The 24,383-nt window shown below is 38.5% G+C and carries 22 protein-coding genes and 1 tRNA gene; 4 read left to right on the forward strand and 19 right to left on the reverse strand.

Going from position 1 to position 24,383, the window contains the following annotated elements; all coding sequences use genetic code 11:
* Positions 1-141: 141 nt before the first annotated feature.
* From L8T27_RS11050 to L8T27_RS11060, 3 genes are all read right to left on the reverse strand, one after another.
* The gene (locus L8T27_RS11050; RefSeq protein WP_237941552.1) at positions 142-1,899 is read right to left on the reverse strand and encodes a sigma-54-dependent Fis family transcriptional regulator; all 1,758 of its coding nucleotides are present in this window, start codon (positions 1,897-1,899) and stop codon (positions 142-144) included.
* Positions 1,900-2,154: 255 nt separating this feature from the next.
* On the reverse strand, positions 2,155-3,543 hold the full coding sequence (locus tag L8T27_RS11055; protein ID WP_237941553.1) for an MFS transporter: 1,389 nt from the start codon (positions 3,541-3,543) through the stop codon (positions 2,155-2,157).
* Between the two features lie 75 nt (positions 3,544-3,618).
* Positions 3,619-4,818: an FAD-dependent oxidoreductase gene (locus tag L8T27_RS11060; protein ID WP_233313628.1), complete on the reverse strand. Its 1,200-nt coding sequence runs from the start codon at positions 4,816-4,818 to the stop codon at positions 3,619-3,621.
* A gap of 185 nt (positions 4,819-5,003) precedes the next feature.
* Here L8T27_RS11060 and L8T27_RS11065 point away from each other — a divergent pair, with 185 nt between their 5' ends.
* A complete protein-coding gene (locus L8T27_RS11065) occupies positions 5,004-5,603 on the forward strand; it encodes a TetR/AcrR family transcriptional regulator (RefSeq protein WP_233313627.1) in 600 nt (199 codons plus the stop codon).
* A gap of 154 nt (positions 5,604-5,757) precedes the next feature.
* Here the strand turns inward: L8T27_RS11065 and L8T27_RS11070 are convergent.
* The 3 genes from L8T27_RS11070 to L8T27_RS11080 all read right to left on the reverse strand — a co-directional run bounded on the left by L8T27_RS11070 (position 5,758) and on the right by L8T27_RS11080 (position 7,902).
* Positions 5,758-5,829, reverse strand: a tRNA-Val gene (locus L8T27_RS11070).
* Between the two features lie 154 nt (positions 5,830-5,983).
* Entirely contained in the window at positions 5,984-7,333 is a 1,350-nt protein-coding gene (locus L8T27_RS11075) for an amino acid permease (protein ID WP_233313626.1), read from the reverse strand.
* Between the two features lie 272 nt (positions 7,334-7,605).
* Positions 7,606-7,902, reverse strand: coding sequence for a hypothetical protein (locus L8T27_RS11080; protein WP_233313625.1), 297 nt, complete (start codon positions 7,900-7,902; stop codon positions 7,606-7,608).
* Positions 7,903-8,057: 155 nt separating this feature from the next.
* Here L8T27_RS11080 and L8T27_RS11085 point away from each other — a divergent pair, with 155 nt between their 5' ends.
* The gene (locus tag L8T27_RS11085) at positions 8,058-8,828 is read left to right on the forward strand and encodes a serine/threonine protein kinase (protein WP_237941554.1); all 771 of its coding nucleotides are present in this window, start codon (positions 8,058-8,060) and stop codon (positions 8,826-8,828) included.
* 14 nt (positions 8,829-8,842) lie between these two features.
* On the opposite strand, the gene L8T27_RS11090 is transcribed toward L8T27_RS11085, so the two are convergent.
* From L8T27_RS11090 to L8T27_RS11120, 7 genes are all read right to left on the reverse strand, one after another.
* Positions 8,843-8,983 (reverse strand): hypothetical protein, encoded by a 141-nt coding sequence (locus L8T27_RS11090; RefSeq protein ID WP_233313623.1) that lies wholly within the window; start codon positions 8,981-8,983, stop codon positions 8,843-8,845.
* Between the two features lie 150 nt (positions 8,984-9,133).
* A complete protein-coding gene (locus L8T27_RS11095; RefSeq protein WP_233313622.1) occupies positions 9,134-9,793 on the reverse strand; it encodes an MtnX-like HAD-IB family phosphatase in 660 nt (219 codons plus the stop codon).
* Positions 9,794-9,995: 202 nt separating this feature from the next.
* On the reverse strand, positions 9,996-10,418 hold the full coding sequence (gene fosM / locus L8T27_RS11100) for a FosM family fosfomycin resistance protein (protein ID WP_233313621.1): 423 nt from the start codon (positions 10,416-10,418) through the stop codon (positions 9,996-9,998).
* Positions 10,419-10,604: 186 nt separating this feature from the next.
* A complete protein-coding gene (gene kduD / locus L8T27_RS11105; RefSeq protein WP_233313620.1) occupies positions 10,605-11,387 on the reverse strand; it encodes a 2-dehydro-3-deoxy-D-gluconate 5-dehydrogenase KduD in 783 nt (260 codons plus the stop codon).
* Positions 11,388-11,425: 38 nt separating this feature from the next.
* Positions 11,426-12,265: a 5-dehydro-4-deoxy-D-glucuronate isomerase gene (gene kduI / locus L8T27_RS11110; protein ID WP_233313619.1), complete on the reverse strand. Its 840-nt coding sequence runs from the start codon at positions 12,263-12,265 to the stop codon at positions 11,426-11,428.
* A 50-nt stretch (positions 12,266-12,315) separates the two neighbouring features.
* Complete coding sequence (locus L8T27_RS11115; RefSeq protein ID WP_237941555.1) at positions 12,316-13,329, reverse strand: sugar kinase; 1,014 nt, start codon at positions 13,327-13,329, stop codon at positions 12,316-12,318.
* Complete coding sequence (locus L8T27_RS11120) at positions 13,326-13,979, reverse strand: bifunctional 4-hydroxy-2-oxoglutarate aldolase/2-dehydro-3-deoxy-phosphogluconate aldolase (protein ID WP_233313617.1); 654 nt, start codon at positions 13,977-13,979, stop codon at positions 13,326-13,328. Before L8T27_RS11120 ends, L8T27_RS11115 begins: the two co-directional genes overlap by 4 nt.
* 161 nt (positions 13,980-14,140) lie before the next feature.
* Here L8T27_RS11120 and L8T27_RS11125 point away from each other — a divergent pair, with 161 nt between their 5' ends.
* Both L8T27_RS11125 and L8T27_RS11130 read left to right on the forward strand, forming a co-directional pair.
* Positions 14,141-14,983 carry a sugar phosphate isomerase/epimerase family protein gene (locus L8T27_RS11125; protein WP_349238801.1) on the forward strand — a complete coding sequence of 281 codons (843 nt, stop codon included), beginning with the start codon at positions 14,141-14,143 and terminating at the stop codon, positions 14,981-14,983.
* Between the two features lie 66 nt (positions 14,984-15,049).
* Complete coding sequence (locus L8T27_RS11130; protein ID WP_233313616.1) at positions 15,050-15,814, forward strand: IclR family transcriptional regulator; 765 nt, start codon at positions 15,050-15,052, stop codon at positions 15,812-15,814.
* Positions 15,815-15,870: 56 nt separating this feature from the next.
* Here L8T27_RS11130 and uxaC read toward each other — a convergent pair whose 3' ends face one another.
* The 6 genes from uxaC to L8T27_RS11160 all read right to left on the reverse strand — a co-directional run bounded on the left by uxaC (position 15,871) and on the right by L8T27_RS11160 (position 24,378).
* Complete coding sequence (gene uxaC / locus L8T27_RS11135; RefSeq protein ID WP_233313615.1) at positions 15,871-17,295, reverse strand: glucuronate isomerase; 1,425 nt, start codon at positions 17,293-17,295, stop codon at positions 15,871-15,873.
* 9 nt (positions 17,296-17,304) lie between these two features.
* Positions 17,305-18,441: a glycoside hydrolase family 88/105 protein gene (locus L8T27_RS11140; RefSeq protein ID WP_282581391.1), complete on the reverse strand. Its 1,137-nt coding sequence runs from the start codon at positions 18,439-18,441 to the stop codon at positions 17,305-17,307.
* A gap of 107 nt (positions 18,442-18,548) precedes the next feature.
* A complete protein-coding gene (locus L8T27_RS11145; protein ID WP_237941556.1) occupies positions 18,549-20,048 on the reverse strand; it encodes an MFS transporter in 1,500 nt (499 codons plus the stop codon).
* A gap of 156 nt (positions 20,049-20,204) precedes the next feature.
* Entirely contained in the window at positions 20,205-21,695 is a 1,491-nt protein-coding gene (locus L8T27_RS11150) for a UxaA family hydrolase (protein ID WP_237941557.1), read from the reverse strand.
* A gap of 50 nt (positions 21,696-21,745) precedes the next feature.
* On the reverse strand, positions 21,746-23,218 hold the full coding sequence (locus L8T27_RS11155; RefSeq protein WP_233313612.1) for a tagaturonate reductase: 1,473 nt from the start codon (positions 23,216-23,218) through the stop codon (positions 21,746-21,748).
* A 161-nt stretch (positions 23,219-23,379) separates the two neighbouring features.
* Positions 23,380-24,378, reverse strand: a complete 999-nt coding sequence (locus L8T27_RS11160) for a LacI family DNA-binding transcriptional regulator (RefSeq protein WP_233313611.1) — start codon at positions 24,376-24,378, stop codon at positions 23,380-23,382.
* Between the last annotated feature and the right edge of the window lie 5 nt (positions 24,379-24,383).

Below are 24,383 nucleotides of genomic sequence, written 5' to 3' on the forward strand. Positions count from 1 at the left end.
ATTGTTTATTTTTTAAACAGTTATAAGAACGCTTACATGTTGAATTATAGATTATATTGTTTATTTTCACAATATTTATCTTAAATAAAATAATAAAAACATCAAAACTGTTTAATTTTGAAACAGTATTGATGTTTTTATTTACAATTCCTTCAATTTTCGCCATAAAGTTGTTCGGTTAATGCCCAGCCTCTCAGCTGTTTTAGTTTGGTTCATACCTTCTTCCTGCCAAACCTGCCTGATAATTCTCTGTTCTATTTCCTCTAACGTACCTATTAGGTTTAGCTGAGCCATTTCCGTTTCTTTTAACTTTGTATTTAAAATATGACTTATATCTTCTTTTTCAATAAAAGGTCCATTTGCTAACAGCACCGTTTCATTTATCACTTGTTTCAATTGAGTTATGTTTCCTGGCCAGCTATAATTCTCTAATTCCTTAATAGCTTCATTCCGAATCCCTGCAATTTGTTTGCCGTATTTTGTATTCGTTTCATTAATAAAAATACGAGCGAGATGATCAATATCTTCTTTTCGCTTTGATAACGGCGGAAGAGTTAATGTCAGTCGGGCCAGCAAAAAATATAAATCACTTGAGAACGCACCAGTTTCAATCATGGTCAAAATACTCTCTCTTGATGATGCAATAATAGGCGACTTCAGGTTATGCTTTATAAGAAAAGACAATAGATCCTTTTGAATCGATAAAGAAATGGTATCGATATTTTTGAGAAAAATAGTTCCCTTCTCATTGGAGGCAAGCAGACCTTCATCCTCCAACAACCATTTCCATTGTTCTTCATTTACAAGAGAACAATTTATTGTCAGCAGGGGTAAAGTATGTTTGGAACGATGGAAATGGATATAATGAGCTAATTTCCCCTTCCCTGTCCCTTTTTCACCGCTGATCCAGATCGATTCCTTTTTATCACTAAATTTTTCAGCTGATTGAATAATCTTTTTCATCTGGTTATTTTTTATAAAAGAAGATTTAATCGGGCTGGAATTCATCACTGTAGAAATAATGGTTATACCATCAGAAAGCTTTTTTTGAGTAGATGTCACTCTTTGTAACCGGAACAAAACTAGCGGAAGTTCAAATCCTTCCACTTCGGTCCCCTTTACCTTCCAAAAGACATTATCACTTTCAATTAGAGAGGAATATTCACCTTTTGAAATAACTTCTGTCACTGCCTCCTCGATATCGACAGAAGCTTTAAAGGTTTTTTTAAATTGTTCAGTGAAACATGTATTAGAGTAGACACTATTAAACTTTGCATCAAACACAACAAAGCCATCTTCTTCTTGAAGAATTTGTTCGGCAATCGATAATTTTCTTCTTAGTATGGAAAAATAATGGTGTATTTTTTTTGCATTTTGAAAAGCCTTTAAGATGCTTTCTTTTCCAGACGTAATTAATACTCCATTTAATCCAAGATTTTCTGCTTCCTTCACAGTAATGGCATCACCAATAATGACTTCATATCCTTTTTTCAGCAACCGCTTTAACGTTGGCTGTACTTCCTCCTCCTTAGAAATAACAAACGGGGAAATATCCATTTCAAGTAGTTGGCAAACTGTTGCTGCTCCTTCCGATATCGGCGGAAAGCCAACAATTGCAGCCTTACCAGGATAGTCTTTTACAAGGGTTAACACTCGGAGCATGTCATATCCGGAAACTTCAATTTCAATAACAGGAATGGATACTTTCTTTTGGATGAGTTCTGCTGTCCCCCCGCGGCTAATAATAATATCAAACCCTTGTTCAGCTGCGCGGCTGGCAAGCTTAACTCCTTTCTCTAAATCTCCAACCTCTACATGTATCTCAAAATCTTGATTACGTCCTAATTCTATGATTAATTCTTTTAACCCCTCATAGGGGGCAATCGCCAAAACCTTCATTTAACATCACCTTCTGTTGCATTATTAAACAACCTTTATCTTTACTATACCAAAAATCAAGTTGAATTGTTTATTTATTAAATAATTTCTTAGAAATTTGCGTTGATTACTAGAAATTTTGCTCATAAAAAAAATAGGCACTTTCTTGAGATATATTATCTCCAAAGAAAGTGCCTATTGTTAGTATCTAGTTATATTCAAGTTAACAAAGAATTTACATCTAAGTTTACTCTCTCCTTATTTATTTTAAAAAACTTATACATTTTCTTTTAGATTTCTACTATAAGTTTTCTTACCAACAGTAAAAACAAAGATACAAAACATCACAACTACAATCACTGTAAGCATGAGATAAATATCACTATAAACAGCTGCCTGTTTTGCCAAGTTAAACATATTTAAGCTAAGAAAGCTGGTGCCTCTAGTAATAGACGTTCCCATTAAAGTCGTTGCAATGGAGCTTGCGATAAAGTTTGTCAGCATAAACAGTCCCATACCTACTCCAGTTTCCGCTTTTGGCAATACATGTGACACCATATTTGCAAGGGTCATTTGGAAGAATGACTGCGCAATATAGCCAAACACGAGAATTACCATAATGAAATAGGGAGATTTTCCGACAAGCCATATTAAATTAATAAAACAAACAAAATAGGCGGTTACTGCTATATATCCTAAAAAGGCTGCGCCCCTTTTATCGGCAAGCGATCCCCCTCTTTTGGATAACAGTGCTGTTAATGCGGCACCTGGAAACATTATAAGACCACTTGTAAAAGCATTAATATGATAAACATCTGAAAGAAATAGCGGCGTTAAGTACGGTAAAGCAAATCCAATACCAGAGCTTAGTGCAAATAAGACAAGAATTATTGTGTACTTTTTATTTTTAAATAATTCTCCTCTTATAAAAGGGTCCTTTGCTTTCCTAATTCTCCACATTAATAAAATAACGAATAGGATAACAAATAAGAAGTAAAACATTTGGTTTGACGAAATTCCTAGTAAAAGTAAAGTAACCATTCCCCCCAGAAGGATAGCTCCTACCCAATCTAATTTAATATCACTTCCTGATTGATTATCAAGCGTACTCCTAAATAAAGGGATAAAGACGATTGGCAGAATACATAAAGCAAACAGATAATGCCAATGGAAACCAGTTGTTAAAACCCCTGAAATAATCGGGCCAATCGCAACCCCAAAAGATAAACCAGCTGATGTCATCCCTAACGCTCTGCCGCGTGTTTCTGGTGAAAAATAACGAGCTGGAATAATCATCGCAGACGCAGGAAACACAGATGCACCCATAGCTTGCATAACTCTTGAAATAATAATCAAGGGAAAGCTACTAGAGAGAAATCCTAATAAAGATCCTAGCGAAAAAAGTAATATCCCTATTGTTATCAAGTTCTTTAACTTATATTTATCAGCTAGTTTTCCGTAAGATACAGAGCCAAGGGCATAAACAATCATATAGCTTGTGACAATCCAACTTGATTGTGAGGAAGTCAGGAAAAGCTCCTTTGTTATTGCTGGCAAGGCAACATTAAACATAGTGGCACTCATGGATGAAAACACGAGCGAACATGCTAAAATAATCAGCAATTTCTTCTTTGCTTCTTCTGAAATTAATTGATAGGTATCCATTATCCACTCCTACTTTTCGATTCCTATCCTATTGCTCTTTTTTTAAGAAAACAACAGGATAGGAATGATGATTAATTATTTATACACAGGATTAAATTTTCTTGCTAAGTCTATATTTGAGGACATCTCAAAGATTGGGTAATCGTGTAAACGCATCTCTTCTTCGTAGTGAGATATCGCATTTTTCCATTCTTTATTCTGTTTTTCCATTTCTGCTATTTGCTCTGCTAGTATACTGGCATCTCTTAAAGCTAGGTTACAACCAGCTCCAAAGCTTGGCGGCATAGCGTGAATAGCATCACCGAGTAAAGTGACGCGGCTTGTTGGCCAAGGGTCTATCGGATTAATAGACCTAACAGATAAGAGGGAAACTGTCTCTGGTTGTATTCGTTCAACTAAGCCTTTTAAAACGGGATGCCAATTCTTCGTAAAATTCAGCATGATTTCATGATAAACCTTAGAATTAGACTGTCGAAGCTCTTCGTCCGTTAAGCTCAAGTGCCTTGCTGAAACATTTAAAGTTATCATTATGTAATCATCTACAGGTTCAAAGATTGAATGAGGTGCCAGTTCTTTGGCAGCCTCTATTACTGGTCGTCTGGCTTCATATGGACCAATTGCCATAAATATTCCCTTATCATCCATTACACTTGTAAAACCATCAAATAAAACCTCTGGCAGAATCTCCCTTAGCTCACTAGTTAAAGGTGACTTCGAGTAAAATGCTCTTGCACCAGTATCCACCGGTGAAACTCCAGGCAGCAATTGAGTTCGGACAGCTGAATTTATGCCATCAGCAGCAACAAGGATGTCTCCCCGCACCACTGTCCCATCTTCTAAATAGGCCCGCACTTCCTCTTCATCTTGATCAAACCCTACTATTCTCTTGTTAAAATAAACATCTTCTTCCAGACCACTAAGTAATATTTGACATAAAGTTTTTCTATTTACAGCAGTGTGCGGAAAATCTTTATCATTGGGAGCGCCAATATGAGGGCGAACTCCTACTTCATTTAACTGCTCATCAATCAAGACAGCCATTTCACGACGAGGATTTTTTCTAGATGTTTGTATATATAGTTGGTATAGATTTTCTGGCAAGCATTTTTTTAATGCTTCACCACCATCCATATTCATATGCAAGCGGTAACCAGATTTTGCTACATCATCTTCTCGTTCAAATACTGAAAATCGTATTCCAGCCTTCTTTAGCGCTTGGGCTAAACATAATCCCCCGATACCCCCACCAGCAATTAAAACATGTAATTTACTCAATCCATTTCCCTCCTTGTTTAAACACCTATCCAACACACTGTATGTTATAATTCAATGTGTATATTAATTTTACAAACTACTTCATCCAAATAAAACCATTAAAATGGGTAAAAATGTATTTTAAGCAACATATTTTTGCATACCGTTTTATAAATAGGGAAAATAATTCGAAAGTAGGAGTACGAATGGAAAAGGTAGATAGAAGAATTACAAAAACGAAGAAAGCTATTATTTGTGCATATCTTACCCTATTGCAAACAAAGGGAGCTGACTCTATTTCTGTAAGTGATATCACAAAAAAGGCGGATATTAATCGCGCCACATTTTATGCTCATTATAAAGATAAATTCGATTTACTAGAACAAAGTATAAAAGAGGTACTGGATGATCTAGAAAAGGCAATTGAAATACATAATGAAGCTAAAGAATCATTTAGTCTCAAAACATTAGAAGAGATATTCAAAGGAATCTTAACAAATATTTATAAACATAAAGATTTTTATACTGTTATGCTTGGAAAAAATGGTCCATTGATTTTTTCCGAAAAACTCCAAGAAATATTCTATGAAAAAACAGTAAAAGGTTTAACAACCGTTCATCCCGAGGGAGACATTGACTTATTAGTACCTCAACAAATCTATCTTAGTTATGTTACTTCTGCACAATTTGGTGTGACTAAGTATTGGATAAAAAATGATTATATGGAGACTCCTGTTTTTATGGCCCAACAACTTCTGTTGTTATATAAACTCGGCGGCGCTAGGATAGCAGAATATTCGGAGTAAATGGTAATATCATTGGCTGGGCAGAACATGCAATACTAAAAGCTTGATTACAAGACAGCAAACGTCTAATCAAAAATAGCGAAGGATTAGACGTTTATTACTAAAAAAACGCAAAAAAAGACCACTTCCTCTATGGAAAGTGATCTCTTCTTGATGATCCGAGAGGGATTCGAACCCCCGACCCCATCCCTGTCAAGGATGTATTCTCCCGCTGAACTATCGGATCTTAATATGTATGAATCTACTAATTTATCAGCTCTACTTGCTTGATGTATTTATAATAATGGAAGTTTGTCCGAACGTCAAGATAAACTTTATTTTATTGTAAAGTTTCCGTAAAAATTAGAAAAGGCAGCGATCCGCTGCCTTTTCTCCTTCTTTTACTTAGCTGCTTTTTTACGGAATTGATAAATGACAATCAATAGAATAAACCATACTGGTGTCACAAATAATGCGATTCTAGTATCCTCTGCAAAACCTAGGACAACTAAAATAAATGCCAAAAATGCTAGAATAACATAGTTAGCTGCTGGGTAAAGGGGCATTTTAAATGGGTTCCCTTTCGCCAATTCCGGCTTTCTTTTTCGATACAACATATGGCAAATGACGATGATTGCCCATATGAATAGGAAGCAAACAGTTGAAATACTCGTAATCAATGTAAATACATCTTCAGGCATAACATAGTTTAAGACAACAGCCACTAATATAACGACTAATGAAAAGTATAGTGCATTTGCTGGCACACGTCTTTTTGTCAGCTTAGTCATTGGTGCAGGTGCGTTTTCATTTTTTGCTAATGAGAATACCATTCTGCTTGTACTAAAGATGGCACTGTTACATGCTGAAGCTGCAGATGTAAGGACAACAAAGTTGACTACTCCGGCTGCTGCTGCAATTCCAACTGTCAAGAACACTTGAACAAACGGGCTTTCTGCTGGATTAATGGCATTCCAAGGATAAATCCCCATGATAACAAGCAATGCCCCAACATAGAATATCAAGATCCTGATTGGAATACTGTTGATTGCTTTCGGTAGAACTTCTTCTGGCTTTTCCGTTTCTCCAGCAGTCAATCCGACAAGCTCAATTCCAACAAAGGCAAATACAACCATTTGGAAGGATAGAATAAATCCATTCATACCGTTCGGGAACATGCCGCCATGACTCCATAAGTTAGAGAAACCTGATGGGCCGGCATCTGTTGTGATTCCTTTAAAGATCATAAATAAACCGACAACAATTAATGCGAGTATGGCAATTACCTTAACTAGCGCAAACCAAAACTCCATTTCTCCGAAAAGCTTAACTGTTGCTAAGTTCATACATAGAAGAATTACAAGCAATATTAAACCTGGCACCCATTGCGGTACAGTGGGAAACCAGTATTGTGTGTACAATCCGACTGCTGTTAAGTCTGCCATCGCGATTGTAATCCAGCAAAACCAATAGGTCCAGCCCGTTATAAATGCAGCCATGCTGCCAAGATAATCTTGTACAAAATCAACAAACGAATGATACTCCAAATTAGAAAGAAGCAATTCTCCTAAAGCTCTCATAATTAAAAAACAGATGATGCCTGTAATGATGTAGGCAAATAAAATAGATGGTCCTGCTAGGTGGATAGACTTCCCTGAACCAAGAAATAATCCTGTTCCGATTGCACCACCGATGGCAATCAGCTGAACATGTCTGTTCTTTAATCCTCTCGCTAATTTTTGTTCCTCCATGATTATTCTTCACACTCTCTTTCTCTGATGTTAGCAAACAACCACTTCTATATTACATGATTGTTTATACAAAACCATGTCCTATATATTCTATATGAACAGGAAAAAAACATTCTTTTTTGAAAATTTTTTTATGTATTATGCATAAAAGAAAAAGTATAGCATATAAATTTTAGGTTGCCTATTTCTTTTTCGGTAATTTTTTGCATGAAAAAGCATTGCCATATCGTGACAATGCTTTTTCATTTTGTTGGCAGCCTGGTAAAAAGAACTCAACCCTTTTGACTGCTCTTTTTATAGAGTAAAAGACTAATAACGAGTACATTTCCTGCTGCAATGGCCAAACTATAAATAAACAGGATAATCCCCTTGCCGATTAAATCTGGTACAATTTGATGCCAAATTGCCCCGCAAATGGTTAAAATAATGGTGCTTGCCAAGATTGATGCGGTGATTGCAGCTATAATCCCCTTCTTTTTAAGCATATTCTTGCCAATTCTCCAGGAGAAAAAAAATGCTGCAAAGATGAGCCCGTAAAATAGAAAATGTGAAATCAAATAACTGTCCAATGTATCACCTTCTTATCTCCTTTAATGTATCTTATTAGAGTTTAAAGCTTGCTATTCCTAAAAAAATCCAATAACCTGCTAATTACTTTCTAATATCATCACTGTGAGTAATTTGCTACAATAATCTTAAATATTAGCTCTTAGGATGTGTAGGAATGAATTGGAAGTTTCTATTGAAATGGATATATGACCGCCCGTTAGAGAAAGGTGCTTTTCTTGGCGATACTTATAAAATTGATAAATGTGTTGGTATGGGTGGATATGGAATCATTTACAAATGCACAAATATAAAAACTGGCCAACAATATGTAGCAAAACAATTGCGTCCAAGTAAAGCTTTGAAGTTAAAGGAGCGGCAGCGCTTCCTCTCTGAGATAGATTTACTAGCTAGTCTTTACCATAAGCAAATTCCCCGTTTGGTTGATACCATTCACTCAGACAAGGAAGCTTTTTATATAATGGAGTATGTAGAAGGCTTAAATATAGAAGATTTGCTTTTTTATCAAAAGCAGGCCTTTTCCGAATTAGAAGCATTGAAGCTTATTGACAAGCTGTTAACAGCTGTTGATTATTTGCATAAGGAACATATATTTCATGATGATATCCGTCCACCTAATATTCTATTAAAAGGAGATAATCTGTATTTAATAGACTTTGGGCTTGCAAAAAAAGTCAGCGATTCAAAAGCAGCGCTTGAGCGAAAACAGGATGACTTTTACGATATTGGAGAATGCCTTCTTTTTTTACTGTACTCTACCTATACGGGTAAGCGGAAAAGAAAGGGAAGCTGGCTTGATGAGCTTGTCCTAAATGATGCCACTGTAGAGCTTTTAAAAAAGCTGCTTGGCATAGATGAGGGCTTTCCGGATGTACCAAGTATACGGGAGGATCTTGACCGGACAATAAAGAAACTCTTGCTCCTTTAATAGAGCAAGAGTTTTTAGTTAGCTGCTGCTATAGCTTTTACGCTTGTAACGGTGGCTGCCGCCGTATCTGTCGTATTTTCTTCTGCCAGAACTGCTGCTGCTGCGATTGTATCTGCGGCGACTGCTGCTGTATCTTCTGTGTCTGTGACGATCACTGTGGCTTCCCGAAAATTCTTGGATTTTACGAATAAACTTTTTAAACAAAAGCTCACCCCTTTCTACACTTTAGTAACACCATCATATTGTATTTACATCATAAATACATGATATTAACAATATCTTTACATTACCTTAACTTTTAATTATTATTTCACTTTGATATCACCAGTTTTTACAAGTTCTGCTTCAATTTCCTTAAAAGAATCAAACGGGATAAAGTTTATTCCTCTTTCTGTAAGCAGGTCCTTCAGCACATCCCTTGCGAAAGTAATATCAGCAAATGCAGCCGGATGGGAATCTGGCTCACTGTCTCCAGCAAAGTAAACTTTGTCATATTGTCTTTTAAGCTTTTGAATAACAATGGACTTGTCAATTCCGTACCGTTCGGAATACTTCCAATCCTCTTTATTAATATTCAAGTGTATATTTCTATCCTTAAACACACCTTCATTAGAAAGAATAATCACCTGCTCTAATCTATACTTCTCCACAATATGCTTTATGTAATAATCTGTTCCCGCACTCAATATATAAAAGTCCCCTCCGCTTTGCTGGACGGCTTTCACAAATGCTGGCACATGCTCATCAATCGGGATACCGTGAACATCGCGAATGATTTGGTCCTCATCCTGGTGAATAGCGGAAAAAACAGTGCTTAAGAAATCAATATCCTTGATAGCCCCGTTTTTCCATTCCTTATAAAGTTCCTTACCCTCAGGAAAATACTGATCAATAACAATCCAATAAAAATCCTTTTTTGATATAGTTCCATCGAAATCAGATACAAAAGCCCATTTTTTTGTCATATTATATCCTACCCCTCTTATATCAGTGTGTTAGTCTCGATATATCCCAAAACCAATAGGTATTGGAATGTAATTTATTGAACTCCATGACTATCATTCTCCCATTTGTTTCAGCTCTTCTAAGTAAAAAACTGTTGCGGCTTTTTTCGGCACCTGACTGTTTCCTTTTTAAATCCGGCAACTTTGCATATGCTTCTCTTCCTTAATCATAAAATTTCATATGCTGTTTATGCTCTTTATAATAATTTAATCTCTCCTGTAATGTACCTGTATGAAATTCAAACTTATGACCATCTGGATCAATAAAATAGATGGAGTTTTTATCTTTTTCATCCCGCGGTCGACCAGACAGAATTGTTACATTTAACTCTGTTAGCTTTTTATACATCGTGTCCAATTCATCTTCTTCGATAGAAAAAGCGATATGGGTATAAGATGCTTCGATTTCTGTTCGGGGAATATCTTTTTCTACATTTAAAGCAATCCACATACCATTCAAGTCAAAATAGGCTGTCGTTCTGCCTTTGACGAGCAGTTTTGCATCAAACACATCTTGGTAAAAAGCAATTGACTTCTCTAAATCAGAGACAGAAAACAATAGATGATTAAGACTTTTTATAGCCATTTGTTAAATATATACCTCTTTCTTATGCCAATTATTTTGTCCAAGTCATTTTATTACGTGTTCTGCAGGTAAAACCCACTTAACATGTATTCTTTATCACTGTATCGAATACCTTTTTTTACGAATTCTATACAAAACAAAAAAGACATTTTTCAAAGCACAGATTGAAAAATGTCTTTTTTTTTGTTATCTTGCTAACCAGCCGCCATCAACTGCTAAAATATGGCCGTTCATATAGTCGGAAGCTTTGCTTGCCAAGAAAACGATAACGCCCATCAAATCTGCTGGATCTGCCCAGCGATTAGCAGGTATGCGCGATAAGATTTCCGCATTTCGCTTTTCATCAGCCCGAATTGGTGCTGTATTGGCTGTTTTGATATAGCCTGGAGCGATAGCATTAATCTGGATATTATATTCAGCCAGTTCATTAGCAAATGCTTTTGTAATACCAGCGACTCCATGCTTGCTTGCTGTGTAAGGCGGAACGAACTTTCCTCCTTGGAATGACAGCATGGACGCAACATTGATAATTTTTCCGCCGCCTTGCTCCTTCATGATTTTTGCTGCAGCCTGACTCAAGAAGTAGACAGCGTTCAAGTTAATGTCCATAACTGCATCCCAATCTTCTTCAGAATACTCAAGCAGCGGGGCACGTCTTATTGTTCCTGCATTATTGACTAAGATATCAATTTTACCAAACGCTTCTTGACATGCTTCAATGGATGCCTTTGCTTGTGCTCTGTCAGTCAAGTCAGCTTTATGAAAAACTGCCTTTCTGCCTTCCTTCTCAAGCAGTTCCTTTGTTTCGTCCCAGTCATCGTTATGGGTAACAATGAATACATCAGCTCCTGCTTTTGCAAGAGCAACTGCATAGCCCTGTCCTAAACCTGTATTTCCGCCTGTTACAATAGCCACTTTTCCGTCCAGCTTAAAATAATCTAAAGAAAATTGATCAAATTGCGTCGTCATTATCATTTCCTCCTATTTTTCGCATCGTTTTGGTTTTATCAGCGCAAATCTTCCATTTTTACATGGTCCATATCCGTATACGTGATGTTTTCCCCGCACATTCCCCAAATAAATGTATAATTGTTTGTTGCTGTTCCAGTATGGATGGACCAGCTTGGCGAAATAGCTGCTTGCTCATTACTCATAACCAAATGTCTAGTTTCTGAAGGCTGCCCCATAAAATGGAACACACGAGTTTGCGGCTCCATATCGAAATACAGGTATACTTCCATTCTTCTTTCATGTGTATGGCATGGCATCGTGTTCCAGACACTTCCAGGTGACAACATCGTCAAGCCCATTTGCAGCTGGCAGCTTTCGCAAACATTAGGATGCACATATTGATAGATTCGACGTTCGTTAAGTGTTCCAGGCTCTCCCGCTTGCAGAGGCTCAATTTTATTAATATCAATTTTAACAGTTGGATATTGATGATGAGCAGGTGTTGAATTGATATAAAATTTTGCTGGATTTTCCGGATCATCTGAACGGAAAATTACTTCTCTAGTTCCTTTTCCGACATACAGACCATCTCTTTTTTGCATGTCATATACTTCTCCATCTAACGTGACAGAACCATTACCGCCAATATTAATGATACCAAGCTCACGGCGCTCTAAGAAATATTCGACTCCTAGTTCTTTATCGAGGGTTATAGTCAATTCTGATTGCGCTGGAGTTACCCCGCCAAAAATCATGCGGTCATTATGAGTATACGTTAGGCAAACTTGACCTGGTGTGAAGATAGTCTCAACGAGAAAATGGTTTCTCAAATCTTCCGTCGTATATTTTTTCATGTCCTCAGGGTGGATAGCATAACGAGTATCTAATTCTGTCATTTTCAATCGCTCCTTAAAATGTTTTTATGAATCAATACAAAAAAATGATATTAGCGGGAAATTCTTCCTGAGCCTGATTCTATGAATCTCTGAACTTCCTCTTTCGTAAATTGGCTGCAGTCGCCATGAACTGTGTGTTTTAAGGCAGATGCCGCAGCTGCGAATGTTACTGTCTTTTCATAATCCATTTTTTCTAGCAGTCCGTTTAAAATCCCTGCTGCAAATGCATCCCCGCCACCAACCCTGTCCACTATCGGCTGAATATCATGGACTTTCGACTGATATAGCGTCCCATTTGCATAAAGATTTCCTTGCAGTTCATTACTAGAGGCTGAAATATTGTTTCGGAAAGTGGACACCATTACCTCCAAATTCGGAAAAATTTCATTGATTTTCCGGTAATAATACACAAGTCTTTCCTCTTTTGACAGAGTATGATCAGCTTCCTTGATGCCGAGAAGAAAAACTGCGTCTAATTCTCCGCATGAACAAATATCCACATAAGGCAAGATTTGCAGAATGGCTGTTGCGGCCTCTTCTTGACTCCATAGTGTTGCTCTGTAATTAAAATCGAAGCTGGTTTTAATTCCTTTCCTTTTGGCCGTTTTTAAAGCTTCCAAAGTTAATTCTCTTAAATCTTGTGACAGCGCCAATGTTATGCCAGAAACATGGAATAATGATGCACCGTCAAGGATTTCCTCGAAGTTTAACTCACTAGCAGAAAGATTGGCAAAACTAGAATGCTTCCTGTCATAAGTTACCCGCGGACTTCGTTCGCCAATGCCTGCTTCCAAATAATATGTGCCTAACCGTTCACCGCCTTGCAGCAAATATGCTGTTGACACACCATTTGCCAAAAGATGCCGCTGAACTCCTCGTCCTAATGCATTGTCTGGAACTTTGCTGACGAAATATGTATCATGCCCGTAGCCTGAGAGAGCAATAGCGACATTCGCTTCCCCGCCTCCATAATGCATCTGAAGTGTATCTGCAGAAGTTAAAAGTTCACCTGGACTTGTGGAAAGCCGCAGCATGATTTCTCCTAACGTGACAACCTTCGTCATTGTGCTTTTCCTCTTGCTTCTTTAACCTTTTCGACATACTGCCTTGCATAGGCGGTAACTTGCTCGAAATTGCCCTCTTTAGCTGGTGCTACCAAGTTGCCGCCTACACCAACAGCAGCACAGCCGTTTTCAATCCACTCATGAATATTTTCCAAGCTTACACCGCCTGTCGGCATAATATTCACATGCGGAAGGGGAGCTTTTACTGCCTTTACATAATCCGGTCCAAAAGCGCTGCCTGGAAACAGCTTGATGATGTCAGCACCATATTCAAGGGCCTGCTTCATTTCTGTTACTGTCATGCAGCCTGGCATATAAGGGATTTGATACAAGTTGCATAGTTTAGCAGTTTCCTTGTCAAAGCAAGGACTGACTATAAATTGCGCGCCAGCCATTATCGCTAATCTTGCCGTATGGCCATCCAAAACTGTTCCTGCACCAATCACTACGTCCTGGTTATTTCGGTAGCTTTCCACAAGCTCTCTAATCGCTTTTTCCGCATCCTTGACAGTAAATGTCACTTCTATTCCAGTAATTCCGCCGTCCACACATGCAATGGATGTCTGCACCGCTTCTTCAGGGGTATCAGCTCGGATAACAGCGACAACCCCACAATCTGTCAAAACACTTAAAGTATTCGCTTTATTCATCTTGCACCTCCGTCAATAATCTTGTATAATTTCTTATAAGGAAATCCGATTTATTATTTGGAAACACAAGTTCATTATAGCTGTATTTGAAAACGAATTCAAGAAAAAAGAAAACTTTGCCTGTTGAAATCTATTTATCCAATTGAGGGAGGAAAAGGAAAATGATGAATTTAGGTATTAGGGCTCATGATTTGAGCAGCCATTCATTGGAAGGGCTTGCAAAGGAAGCTTCAGCAAAAGGATTTTCTGCTGTGCAATTAGCATTAGCAAAATCATTTCCAGATTTACATATACAAAGAGGCAGCCTCTCATCTGGTCTTGGATCTCATATTAGCCGTGCTTTCTCACAATTTGGCATCCAAATTGCTGTTCTCGGATGCTATATTAATATGATTCATCCACTCCATGAAATTAGACACCAGGAATTAACAAGATTTAAAGAGCATCTCCGTTATGCAAGAGACTTTGGCTGCAGCATCGTCGGCACGGAAACAGGTAATGTTAACGAAGTGATAGAATACACAGAGGAAAACTTCACAGAAGAAGCGTTCCAAAAGGTTGCTGTCAGCGTTAAGGAACTTGTTGCTGAAGCCGAAAAATTCGGCGTAATTGTCGGCATAGAAGGTGGTATCAACCATCCCATTCATACCCCAAACTGCATGAGAAGATTGCTTGATATTATTTATTCCAATAATTTGCAGGTTATTTATGATCCAGTCAACTTCATCACTTTGGATAACTACAAAACCCAAGAAAAATTGTTCCAGGAATCAATAGAGCTATTCGGAGACCAAATTGCCATTGTCCACCTTAAGGATTTTATGATAGAAGACGGAAAAATAACCACCGTTCCTGTTGGAAAAGGGATGCTGGATTACGAAAAGCTGTTTTCGGTACTGAAGAAAAACAAGCCATATATGTATTATTTAATGGAGTCGACAGCTGATCCTCATATCGAGGAAAGTGCGAAATTCATCCGAAACGTGTACAATAGTATCAACTAATGCTTGGATAAGGGAAAAAACAGTCTTGTCTTTTTCCCTTCCAGCTTTGAAAAAGGAAGGAAGACAATGGAAAAACAACTTTATGGAACGGTTTTGCTGAAAGCAGACAAAATTTTGTCCTACTTAGCCGGCTGCCAAGAAGCACAAGCTTTATACACAATTGCAAAAGAAACAGAACTGACTAACTCGACTGCCTTAAAAATACTCGAAACACTTAATTATATTGGCTATGTATATAAAGACAGCGAAACGAAGAAATTCTCTCTTGGCCCAACTATTATAAAGTATGCAAACAAGGCGATTGAGCAGCTGGACATAAAAGAAATTGCCCAGCACCATTTAGAAGTCTTGCAGGAGGAGACGACTGAAACAGTCCATCTAGGCATACAGGATAAAGCCAATATCGTATATATTGCTAAAATTGAAAGTAAAAATCCAATCTGCCTCTATTCCAAAGTAGGTAAAAGCATTCCAATGTATTGTTCTGCAATGGGCAAAGCAGTGCTTGCCGATAAAGGCGATGAGGTGGTGGACTCATATCTCGAAGACAACGAGCTTGTCAAAATGACAGAAAACACGATTACTACGAAGGAAGGCTTTCACAACGAAATTGCTAAAATAAGGGATATTGGCTATGCCTTTGATAACTGCGAACATGAAGAGGAAGTATTTTGTGTCGGTGCATCTGTCACAATTGACGGAAAAAACTATGGAGCAATCAGTGTGAGCACACCTAAATACAGGGTTACCGAGCAATTTGAACAGCAAGTTATTGAAGCTGTGCAAAAATGCCAAGCAAATATCATTAAGGATATAAAAGCCTCCTTATAAAAGGAAGTTATATTAAAATAAAGGCTCTTGCTGCCCTAAACAGCAAGAGCCTTTATTTATGGTCTTCTTTCTACTCTATCCCTTAGGCTGAAAAAATTAACGGCATTATTATAAGAAATATCCTGAACAATTTTACCGAGTAGCTTCCTATCATTAGGCGCTTCTCCTAGTTCTACCCAATTGCCGATAAGATTGCATAATATACGCCTGAAATAATCATGGCGTGGATAGGACATAAAAGAGCGGGAATCTGTCAGCATGCCGATAAAGGTACTTAACAGACCAAAATTAGATAAAGAGGAAAGCTGCTTTTCCATCCCATCTTTTTGATCATTAAACCACCAAGCAGTTCCAAACTGAATCTTCCCTTTTATGCCGCCCTCCTGAAAAGAGCCGGCCAATGTTGCCAGTACATCATTATGTACAGCATTCAAATTGTACAAAATGGTTTTCGGCAAAGCATCCTCTGACTCTAGTTCATTTAACAGCCTAGAAAGCTTCTCTCCATAATTCCAATCACCGATAAAATCAAAGCCGGAATCCGAGCCAAGTCTTCTTACCATTTTCGTATTAGGGTCCCTTGCCGCACCAATATGCAGCTGCATTGTCCATCCAAGCTCCGCATATTTTCTTCCTAATATAAGCATAAGCTCTGTTTCATATTGCTCCACTTCAAAATCTGACAGCTGTCCGCCATTCAGTCTTTTCGCAAATATGGCCTCCATTTCACTTTCCGTTGCTTTGGCAAACGGAATGGTTGTAAAGGCGTGATCTGAAATAAAGCAGCCATTTTCATTAAAATGCATAATCCGAGCCATGATTGCATCGACAAACTGGTGAAAGCTATTTATGGATAAGCGGGCGGACTTTTCCAAAGTTTGCACATATTCATGAAAGTCCTCTCTGCCAATTCTCAATAGTCTGTCAGGTCTGAATGTCGGGGTAACGTTTGTACTAAAAGCACTGTTTGATAATGCCTGATGATGCTCCAAAGTATCAGCAGGATCATCTGTCGTACAAATCCACTCCACATTAGATCCTGTAATAAGACTTTGTGCGGAGAATGCCTCACTGCTTATTTGTCTGTTGCAAGCATCATAAATTTCTTGCCAATTCTCTCCTGACAGCTGCTCTTCTATCTGAAAGTATTTTTTCATTTCCATCGCAGACCAATGGAGCAGAGGATTGCCGATTGTATAGGGAAGTGTTTCTGCCCACGCCTTAAATTTTTCACTGTCTGAACGGCTTCCTGTGATTAACTCTTCATTAATCCCAAATGTGCGCATCGCCCGCCATTTATAATGGTCGCCGCCAAGCCATATTTCCGTTATATTCTTGAAGCGTTTGTTCTCTGCGATTGCTTTCGGGTCTAAATGGCAATGATAATCAATGATAGGCAGATCCTTCGCATAGTCATGGTACAGCACTTTAGCACACTTGTTATTAAGCAAAAAAGTCTCCTCATCCATAAATCGCTTCATAATATCCCCCTATTTCCGTTTTTGATTAAGCCATTCCATCTCAGCACTTGCTAAAATAAATGGTCCGACTCCTTTATGGTCATTTGTAACAATCGGTTCACTGATATAATAAGCGAAAGACCCATCCCTCTTATCAGCACCGCCAAGCCCGCCGACATAACAGATTTTATTAACATTAATATAGCCTTCTTTTGTTTCTGTAATAAATTCGTCGAGAATGCCTTCATAAACTTTTTCTGCAACTGCAAACCATTCGTCACCGAGATAGCCTTGGCGCACACCTTTGGCGATAGAATAGAGAAACATGCAGCTGCAAGAGGATTCTAAATAATTACCTTTTCTAGTGCCTTGATCCATAATCTGATACCAAAGCGAAGTTTCTTTATCTTGCACCTTCATAACAGCTGCAAGAACTTCCTCAAGCATTTCTATTAATCTCTGCTTTTGCGGATGGCTGCTTGGCAAAAAGTCCAGAACATCCACAAGCGCCATCGCAAACCAGCCGATTGAACGGCCCCAGTAATGCTTTGACAGTCCTGTTTGTTTATCTGCCCATGGCTGTGCTCTCATTTCATCATAGGCATGATGCAGTAATCCTGATTTTTCATCCTTCGTGTTCTTTTCACACAGCAGAAATTGATTGATGACATCCTCCCAATCTTCTTCTTTCCCGAAGAAATGGACATGTTTACCGTAAAATACAGATCCCATATATAAACCGTCAAGCCACACTTGGTAAGGATATATTTGTTTATGCCAGAAAGATCCTTCCTTCGTACGGGGATGGCGGCGCAGCTGTTCTCTTAACAGGTCAGCGGCCTTTTTGTATCTTTCATCCCTTGTTTCTTTATACAAATCTAGAAGAATTTTTCCGTTATTAACATGATCAATATTGAATTCCTTTAAGCTGTATTTTGGAATATTGCCGACCCCGTCGACAAACAAATCAAGATTTCGTTGAATATAGTCTAAATATTCTCTGTCACCCGTCTGCTTCCATAGCAGGTACATTCCTTCCAGAACGACGCCGTCTTCGTATTCCCACTTCATCTTCGGGTTAATTTCCGGCTTTCTTTTCATCACGCTTTTCGCAGCTTTTGCTCCCCAGCCGTTATAAGTTTTCTTCTTTTCAAACGTTTTCTCCACCTTTACTCACCTCTTGTTCATTTTATGTTCACGTTAACATTTATATTTATAGTGTAAGAGTTTTCAAGAATTTTTTCAACAATAAACTTTTCTGCCTGTCGTTATTTCTAAACCGTTTTCCTGCTTTGATAGCCGAGCGAATTGTTTCCAAAGCACTGTTCATACTTAAAGCCTGTTAAATATTCCACTATTTCTTTCGTTTCCTTGTCTACTTCCTGTTTGGAACCGCCATTGTTGATTCTTTCTATTTCTTTTATAATCATCGCATGTGTTTTGCTGTCCAGTTTCATCTTGTATGTGACTAAAATAGCGATTATGGCAAGCGTGATGACTCCAACGGCAAACACCCATACAATGGCATTGACAGCAGATTCAGGCTGTGCCGCATTGCCGGAAACAAAGCCGAATTTCTCCAAAATCCATCCTAACAAAAAGACGATAACAGCGCGAACAAGCTTTCCTGCAAATGTCATTGTGCCCGCATATATTCCTTCCCTTCGTCTTCCAGTCACGAGCTCATCAACGTCAGCTAAGAATGTGTATACTGTCCATGGAATATAGTAAACACCGCCAGTACCAAATCCGAAAATAGCTGTAATAACAATGATCAAAATGACAAGATTAGAAGATCCAGTTAAAAAAAGCGCCGTATAGCCTATTACACTAAGAACAACAATCGCTAACGCCATTCTATACGGCTTGGCAAAGCCCATCTTCAAACATATCCCGATAAAGATTGCTGTTGAAATCAATTGCAGAATAGAGTTCATGCTGTTTAGATTGGATACAACCTCAGAGCTTTGTCCTAATCCAAAAATAATAAAATAAGTAAACGCAGAAGCGAACAGCCACTCTGCACCAAAACCAAACAAATACATTCCTAAATGATGCCTGAAGGTTCTGATTTTGAAAGTAGACAGCATATCAACCACAAGCTTTTTCAAAGATTCAAAGAGATTGCCGGCGCTTTCCTCATTCTTAATACTCTCAAGCGGTCTCTCCCACGAGAATAGATATAGCGCAAGCATGGCTAGCATCATAATGACTCCATACACGATGCCTGTGTAAAAAAATGGCTTCGCCACATCTTGTCCATATTCTGCGATAAAACGTCCTGGTATGAATGCTGCTAAAAAGCCCGCGATTTTACCGAAGATAGCCTTATAGCCTGTCAGCTTTGTCCGCATAGAGAAGCTGTCTGTCATCTCTGTAGCAATCGTTTCATAAGGAACCATGATTCCTGTATAGATCAATTCAAACAGTATATATGCAGATAAATAATACCAGTATCCGAACCCTTCCATCCAAATCATTGGATACACTAGCATAAGGGGGATTCCGAGTAAAATAAAGAATCGCCGTCTGCCAAATTTGCGGCCGAGCTTTGTCTTATGGAAATTATCTGTTATAAATCCCATGATTGGATTGCTGATCGCATCCACTATACTTGCGATTGAAAAGATGGAGGCTGCCTGAACTGCAGACAAACCGCAAAAAGTAGTTAAAAAATACATCAGCCACGCTCCGCTGATAGCGAGTGCTCCACTTCCCAATAAGTTACCGCTTCCATAAGCAAGCTGATGTGTCAGACCTATCTTTCTAGCCATATTGCCTTCTCTCCCTACATGTATTAATAATTCTTGTTCAAAAAATGTTAACGTTAACATTTTTTATTATAGTAGATTGTTCACCGTTGAGCAATCGATGTCATCTTATTGTCACAAAATATTTTGGAAGGTGTGAAAATTTCCACACCTTCCATCCTATAACGTTACACCATCTTTAAAAATAGCAATTTCTCTAAAGTTATTTTTCTCGTGATTTACCTGCATCCCGCTGGCAACATCAATAATATAGTTAATAAACTCCTCAAGGACGGCCTCTTCCTCTACATCCTCAAGCAGGCTGCCCGCATTAAAGTCAATCCAGTGTGATTTTTCTTGATAAAGAGGTGTATTTGTCGACACTTTAATCGTTGGTACAAAGCTGCCAAATGGCGTTCCTCTCCCTGTTGTAAATAAAACAAGCTGGCAGCCAGATGCACCTAACGCAGATGTTGCCACAAGATCATTCCCTGGAGCACTTAGCAGATTTAGACCGTGTTTAGCGAGCTTCTCTCCATATTTCAGCACATCTACGACTTTCGCTGACCCTGCCTTTTGGGTGCATCCAAGTGATTTGTCTTCAAGTGTTGTAATTCCGCCTGCTTTGTTCCCTGGAGAAGGATTTTCGTAAACTGGCTGGTTGTAACGCATGAAATACTGCTTAAAATCATTGATCAAAGCTACTGTTTTTTCAAACACCTCTTTTGTATCAGCCCGCTCCATTAAAATCTTCTCTGCACCAAACATTTCTGGCACTTCCGTTAACACAGTTGTTCCGCCTTGCGCTATTAAAAAATCAGAAAAGCGTCCAAGCAAAGGATTTGCGGTAATACCAGAAAAGCCATCTGAACCGCCGCATTTCAGCCCAACTTTTAATTCGGATAAAGGAACATCCTCCCGCACGTCGCTTTTTGCATTTGTATAAATCTCTTTTAACAGCAAGACGCCAGCATCTATTTCATTGGACACAGATTGGGAGGACAAAAATTTCACTCTGCTCTCATCGAACTCTCCAAGGGAGTCTTTAAAATCTTCAATAATATTATTCTCACAGCCTAGTCCTAGCACTAATACACCGCCAGCATTCGGATGGGTTGCTGCATTTCCGAGAATTGTCTTAGTATACTCATGGTCATCTCCAAGCTGAGAACAGCCATAATTATGCTTGATTACTTGAATGTTTTCAAAAGGGGAAATATCGCCGACTTCACGGGTGAATTCCTTTACAATTAAGTCAGCTATCCCGTTAACACAGCCGACTGTGGGCACAATAAATAGTTCATTGCGAATACCGACAGTGCCATTTTTTCTCCTGTATCCTTTAAATGTTTTATTTACCTTTGTATACGGGTTATCTCTGATTTGCCGAGAATAGCTATATTCCTCGATGCCAGACAGATTTGTTTTGGTGTTATGTGTGTGCACCCAACTGCCTGCCAGCAAATCTGTTGTTGCATGGCCAATTGGAAAGCCGTATTTGATAATATCACTGTTAGCAGCAACTTTTTCAATAGTGATTTTGTGCCCATATCCAATATCCTCTGTTAATGTCAGTTCCTTGCCGTCTACAACCAGCTTAGTGCCTGCTTTTAAGTTTTTTAGGGCAACTATACAATTGTCCCTTTCGTTGATTTTAATAAAATCCCGCATGTCTACTCCTCCATTTATTTAAGTATTTAGACTACTTTCCAGACAGCTATTTACAGTGATTTTTTATTTTCCATGCATGCTTGAAGGGCATTTCTTATTCCGGAAGTTTCCATCATCATAAGATAGTCTGTAACAGTGTCAGCTAGGCTTTCGATTGCACTTAAGTCCTGCCCCCACAACGCTTTCTCTCCTAAAACGGAGGTGACAAAGCTGTAAAGAGAGGTGCGGGTTTCGTCCACTGTACTCCATTGTTTATCAAAAAATGAGATAATTTCCTTATCGTCACGAAGGATAATTATATCTTGACCCCGTTTGCCTTTGTAAAAGGAGAGGAGAGCGCAGAACGAAAAAACTAACTTCTGTGGAAGCTCGCCCTTTCGTTCTGCATACTCCAATAATGTCGGCAAATCTCTTGTTCTAAACTTTGAAATAGAATTTAAGGAAATATCCATAACATAGTGGGTAATATATGGGTTTAAGAAGCGGTCGATAATGTCGTTCGCATACATGATTAGCTCCTCTTCAGGAAGGTCAATTGTCGGGATAATTTCTTCGAAGATCAGGCTCCTGACAAACCCGCCGATCTGCTCATCAAGCATCGCTTCGCCCACCGTTTCTTGTCCGCATAAATAAGAAACCGGTGTTAGCGCTGTATGTGCTCCATTTAAAATCCGCACCTTTCTCGTTCGGTATGGTGTCATATCATTTACGATGAATCCATTAAGTCCTGCCTCCTCTAAAGGTAATTCTTTCTTCAGCCAATCAGGTCCCTCAATAACCCATAAGTGATATTGCTCTCCTACTACGATAAGGCTATCCTCATACCCTAATTCTTCGGTAATTTCCTTAATGGAATCCTTCGGATAGCCTGGAACAATCCTGTCTACTAAACTCGAGCAAAAAATTGTAGGTTCTGTTAACCATTCAACAAAATCACTTTCCAATTTCCATAATTCCGCATATTGAAGGACGATTTTTTTTAATTCTTCTCCATTCCTGTCAATTAATTCACATGGAATAATGACAACTCCCTTATCCTTGCTTCCTTTAAAATGCATGTAACGATGATACAATAATGCTGTCAGCTTCCCTGGAAAGCTGCTTGGAGGTGTATCTGTATACTTGTCTTCAGGATTATAAGCTATGCCTGCTTCTGTCGTATTGGAAATGATAAAGCGCAGCTCTGGATTTTCTGCGAGTTTTAAAAATTCATCGTATTGCTGATACGGATCAATCCCTCTTGAAACTGCTTCAATTACTGTATGCTCTCTGACGGCCTCGCCATCTTTAATGCCTTGAAGAAATAAAGTATAAAGTCCGTCTTGGTCGTTCAGCTTGTAGACTGTTCCGTTTGCACGAGGCTGCACAACTGCTACACTGCTTTTAAAATCTGCTTTTTTATTCATCTTATCTACTTGCCAATCTACAAAGCCCCGCAGAAAATTACCTTCGCCAAATTGAATGATTTTCTCAGGGTATCTCCCAGACTTTTTCGTCCAACAATCTTTTATGCTGTTATTCAACTAAAACGCCTCCTTTTTATGCACACGTTAACATTTTGAGTGAAGCCAAATAAAACGTATACAAAATTAATATACATTCGATTTCCATTTCTATCAACCTTTTACTAATAAAATATGAGCATAATCATCCGATTATGCTCACGTGAACATTTTGATTTATATTATATATTGAGTACAGAATCTCGGACAATCAGTTCTGTTTTAACGAAAACACTTTCACCAGTCTCATTTGGATCATTAATAAGTTCAAGCAGTTTTTTCGCTCCTTTTCTGCTGATCTGCTCAATCGGTCTCTGAACAGTTGTCAGCTTTGGTGTTACATATTGGGAGAATGGGCTGTTGTCAAAGCCTACAATCGAAATATCGTCAGGCACATGCAACCCCTTTGCAAATACTGCATTAATCGCTCCGATAGCCATATCATCATTGGAACAAAAAACAGCGCTTGGTGGATTGTTTAATCCTAAAAGTTTTTCCATTGCTTGATAGCCGCTTTCCATATCATAGCTGCCTTTAACCATATACCGTTTGTTTATGGCCAAGCCGCTTTGCAGCAATGCTTGCATATAGCCATTTTTTCTTTTTACTGCTGTTTTAAAGCTTTCTTTCCCTTCAATAATCCCAATCCGTTCATGCCCCTGCTGTACTAAGTAACTAGTTGCCTCCATTGCACCAGATTCATCATTGGATAGAATATTCGTAATGAAAGGATCATCAATTTCCCGATTTAGAACAACTATCGGTATATTTTGGTTTTGCACATGCTGGATGAATGCATCATCGTCATCGCTTTGGCTCATCAAGACAATACCGTCAAACCTTTGGCTGTTGATTGCCGCTAAATCTTTAAAGTCATCTATTCCTCTGACAAACAAATTATAATTCTCATCTATCTCCCCATTTACTCCTTTTATTACATTGGCAAGAAAGCTTGCCGAAGTCCCATTTGATATGCTCGTAAAGAACAAGCCGATCGTATAGGATTTCTTCAGGACAAGACTTTTGGCACTATAATTAGGCACATACTGAAGCTGTTCTGCCAGCTCCAAGATTTTTTTTCTTGTATCTGGTTTTATTAGAGGGCTTCCATTTAGCGCTCTAGAAACAGTCGTATGTGACACGTTTGCTAATTTAGCAATATCCTTTATCGTTACACCCATTGGTA

Source organism: Niallia sp. Man26, assembly GCF_022049065.2.
Taxonomy (GTDB): domain Bacteria; phylum Bacillota; class Bacilli; order Bacillales; family Cytobacillaceae; genus Niallia.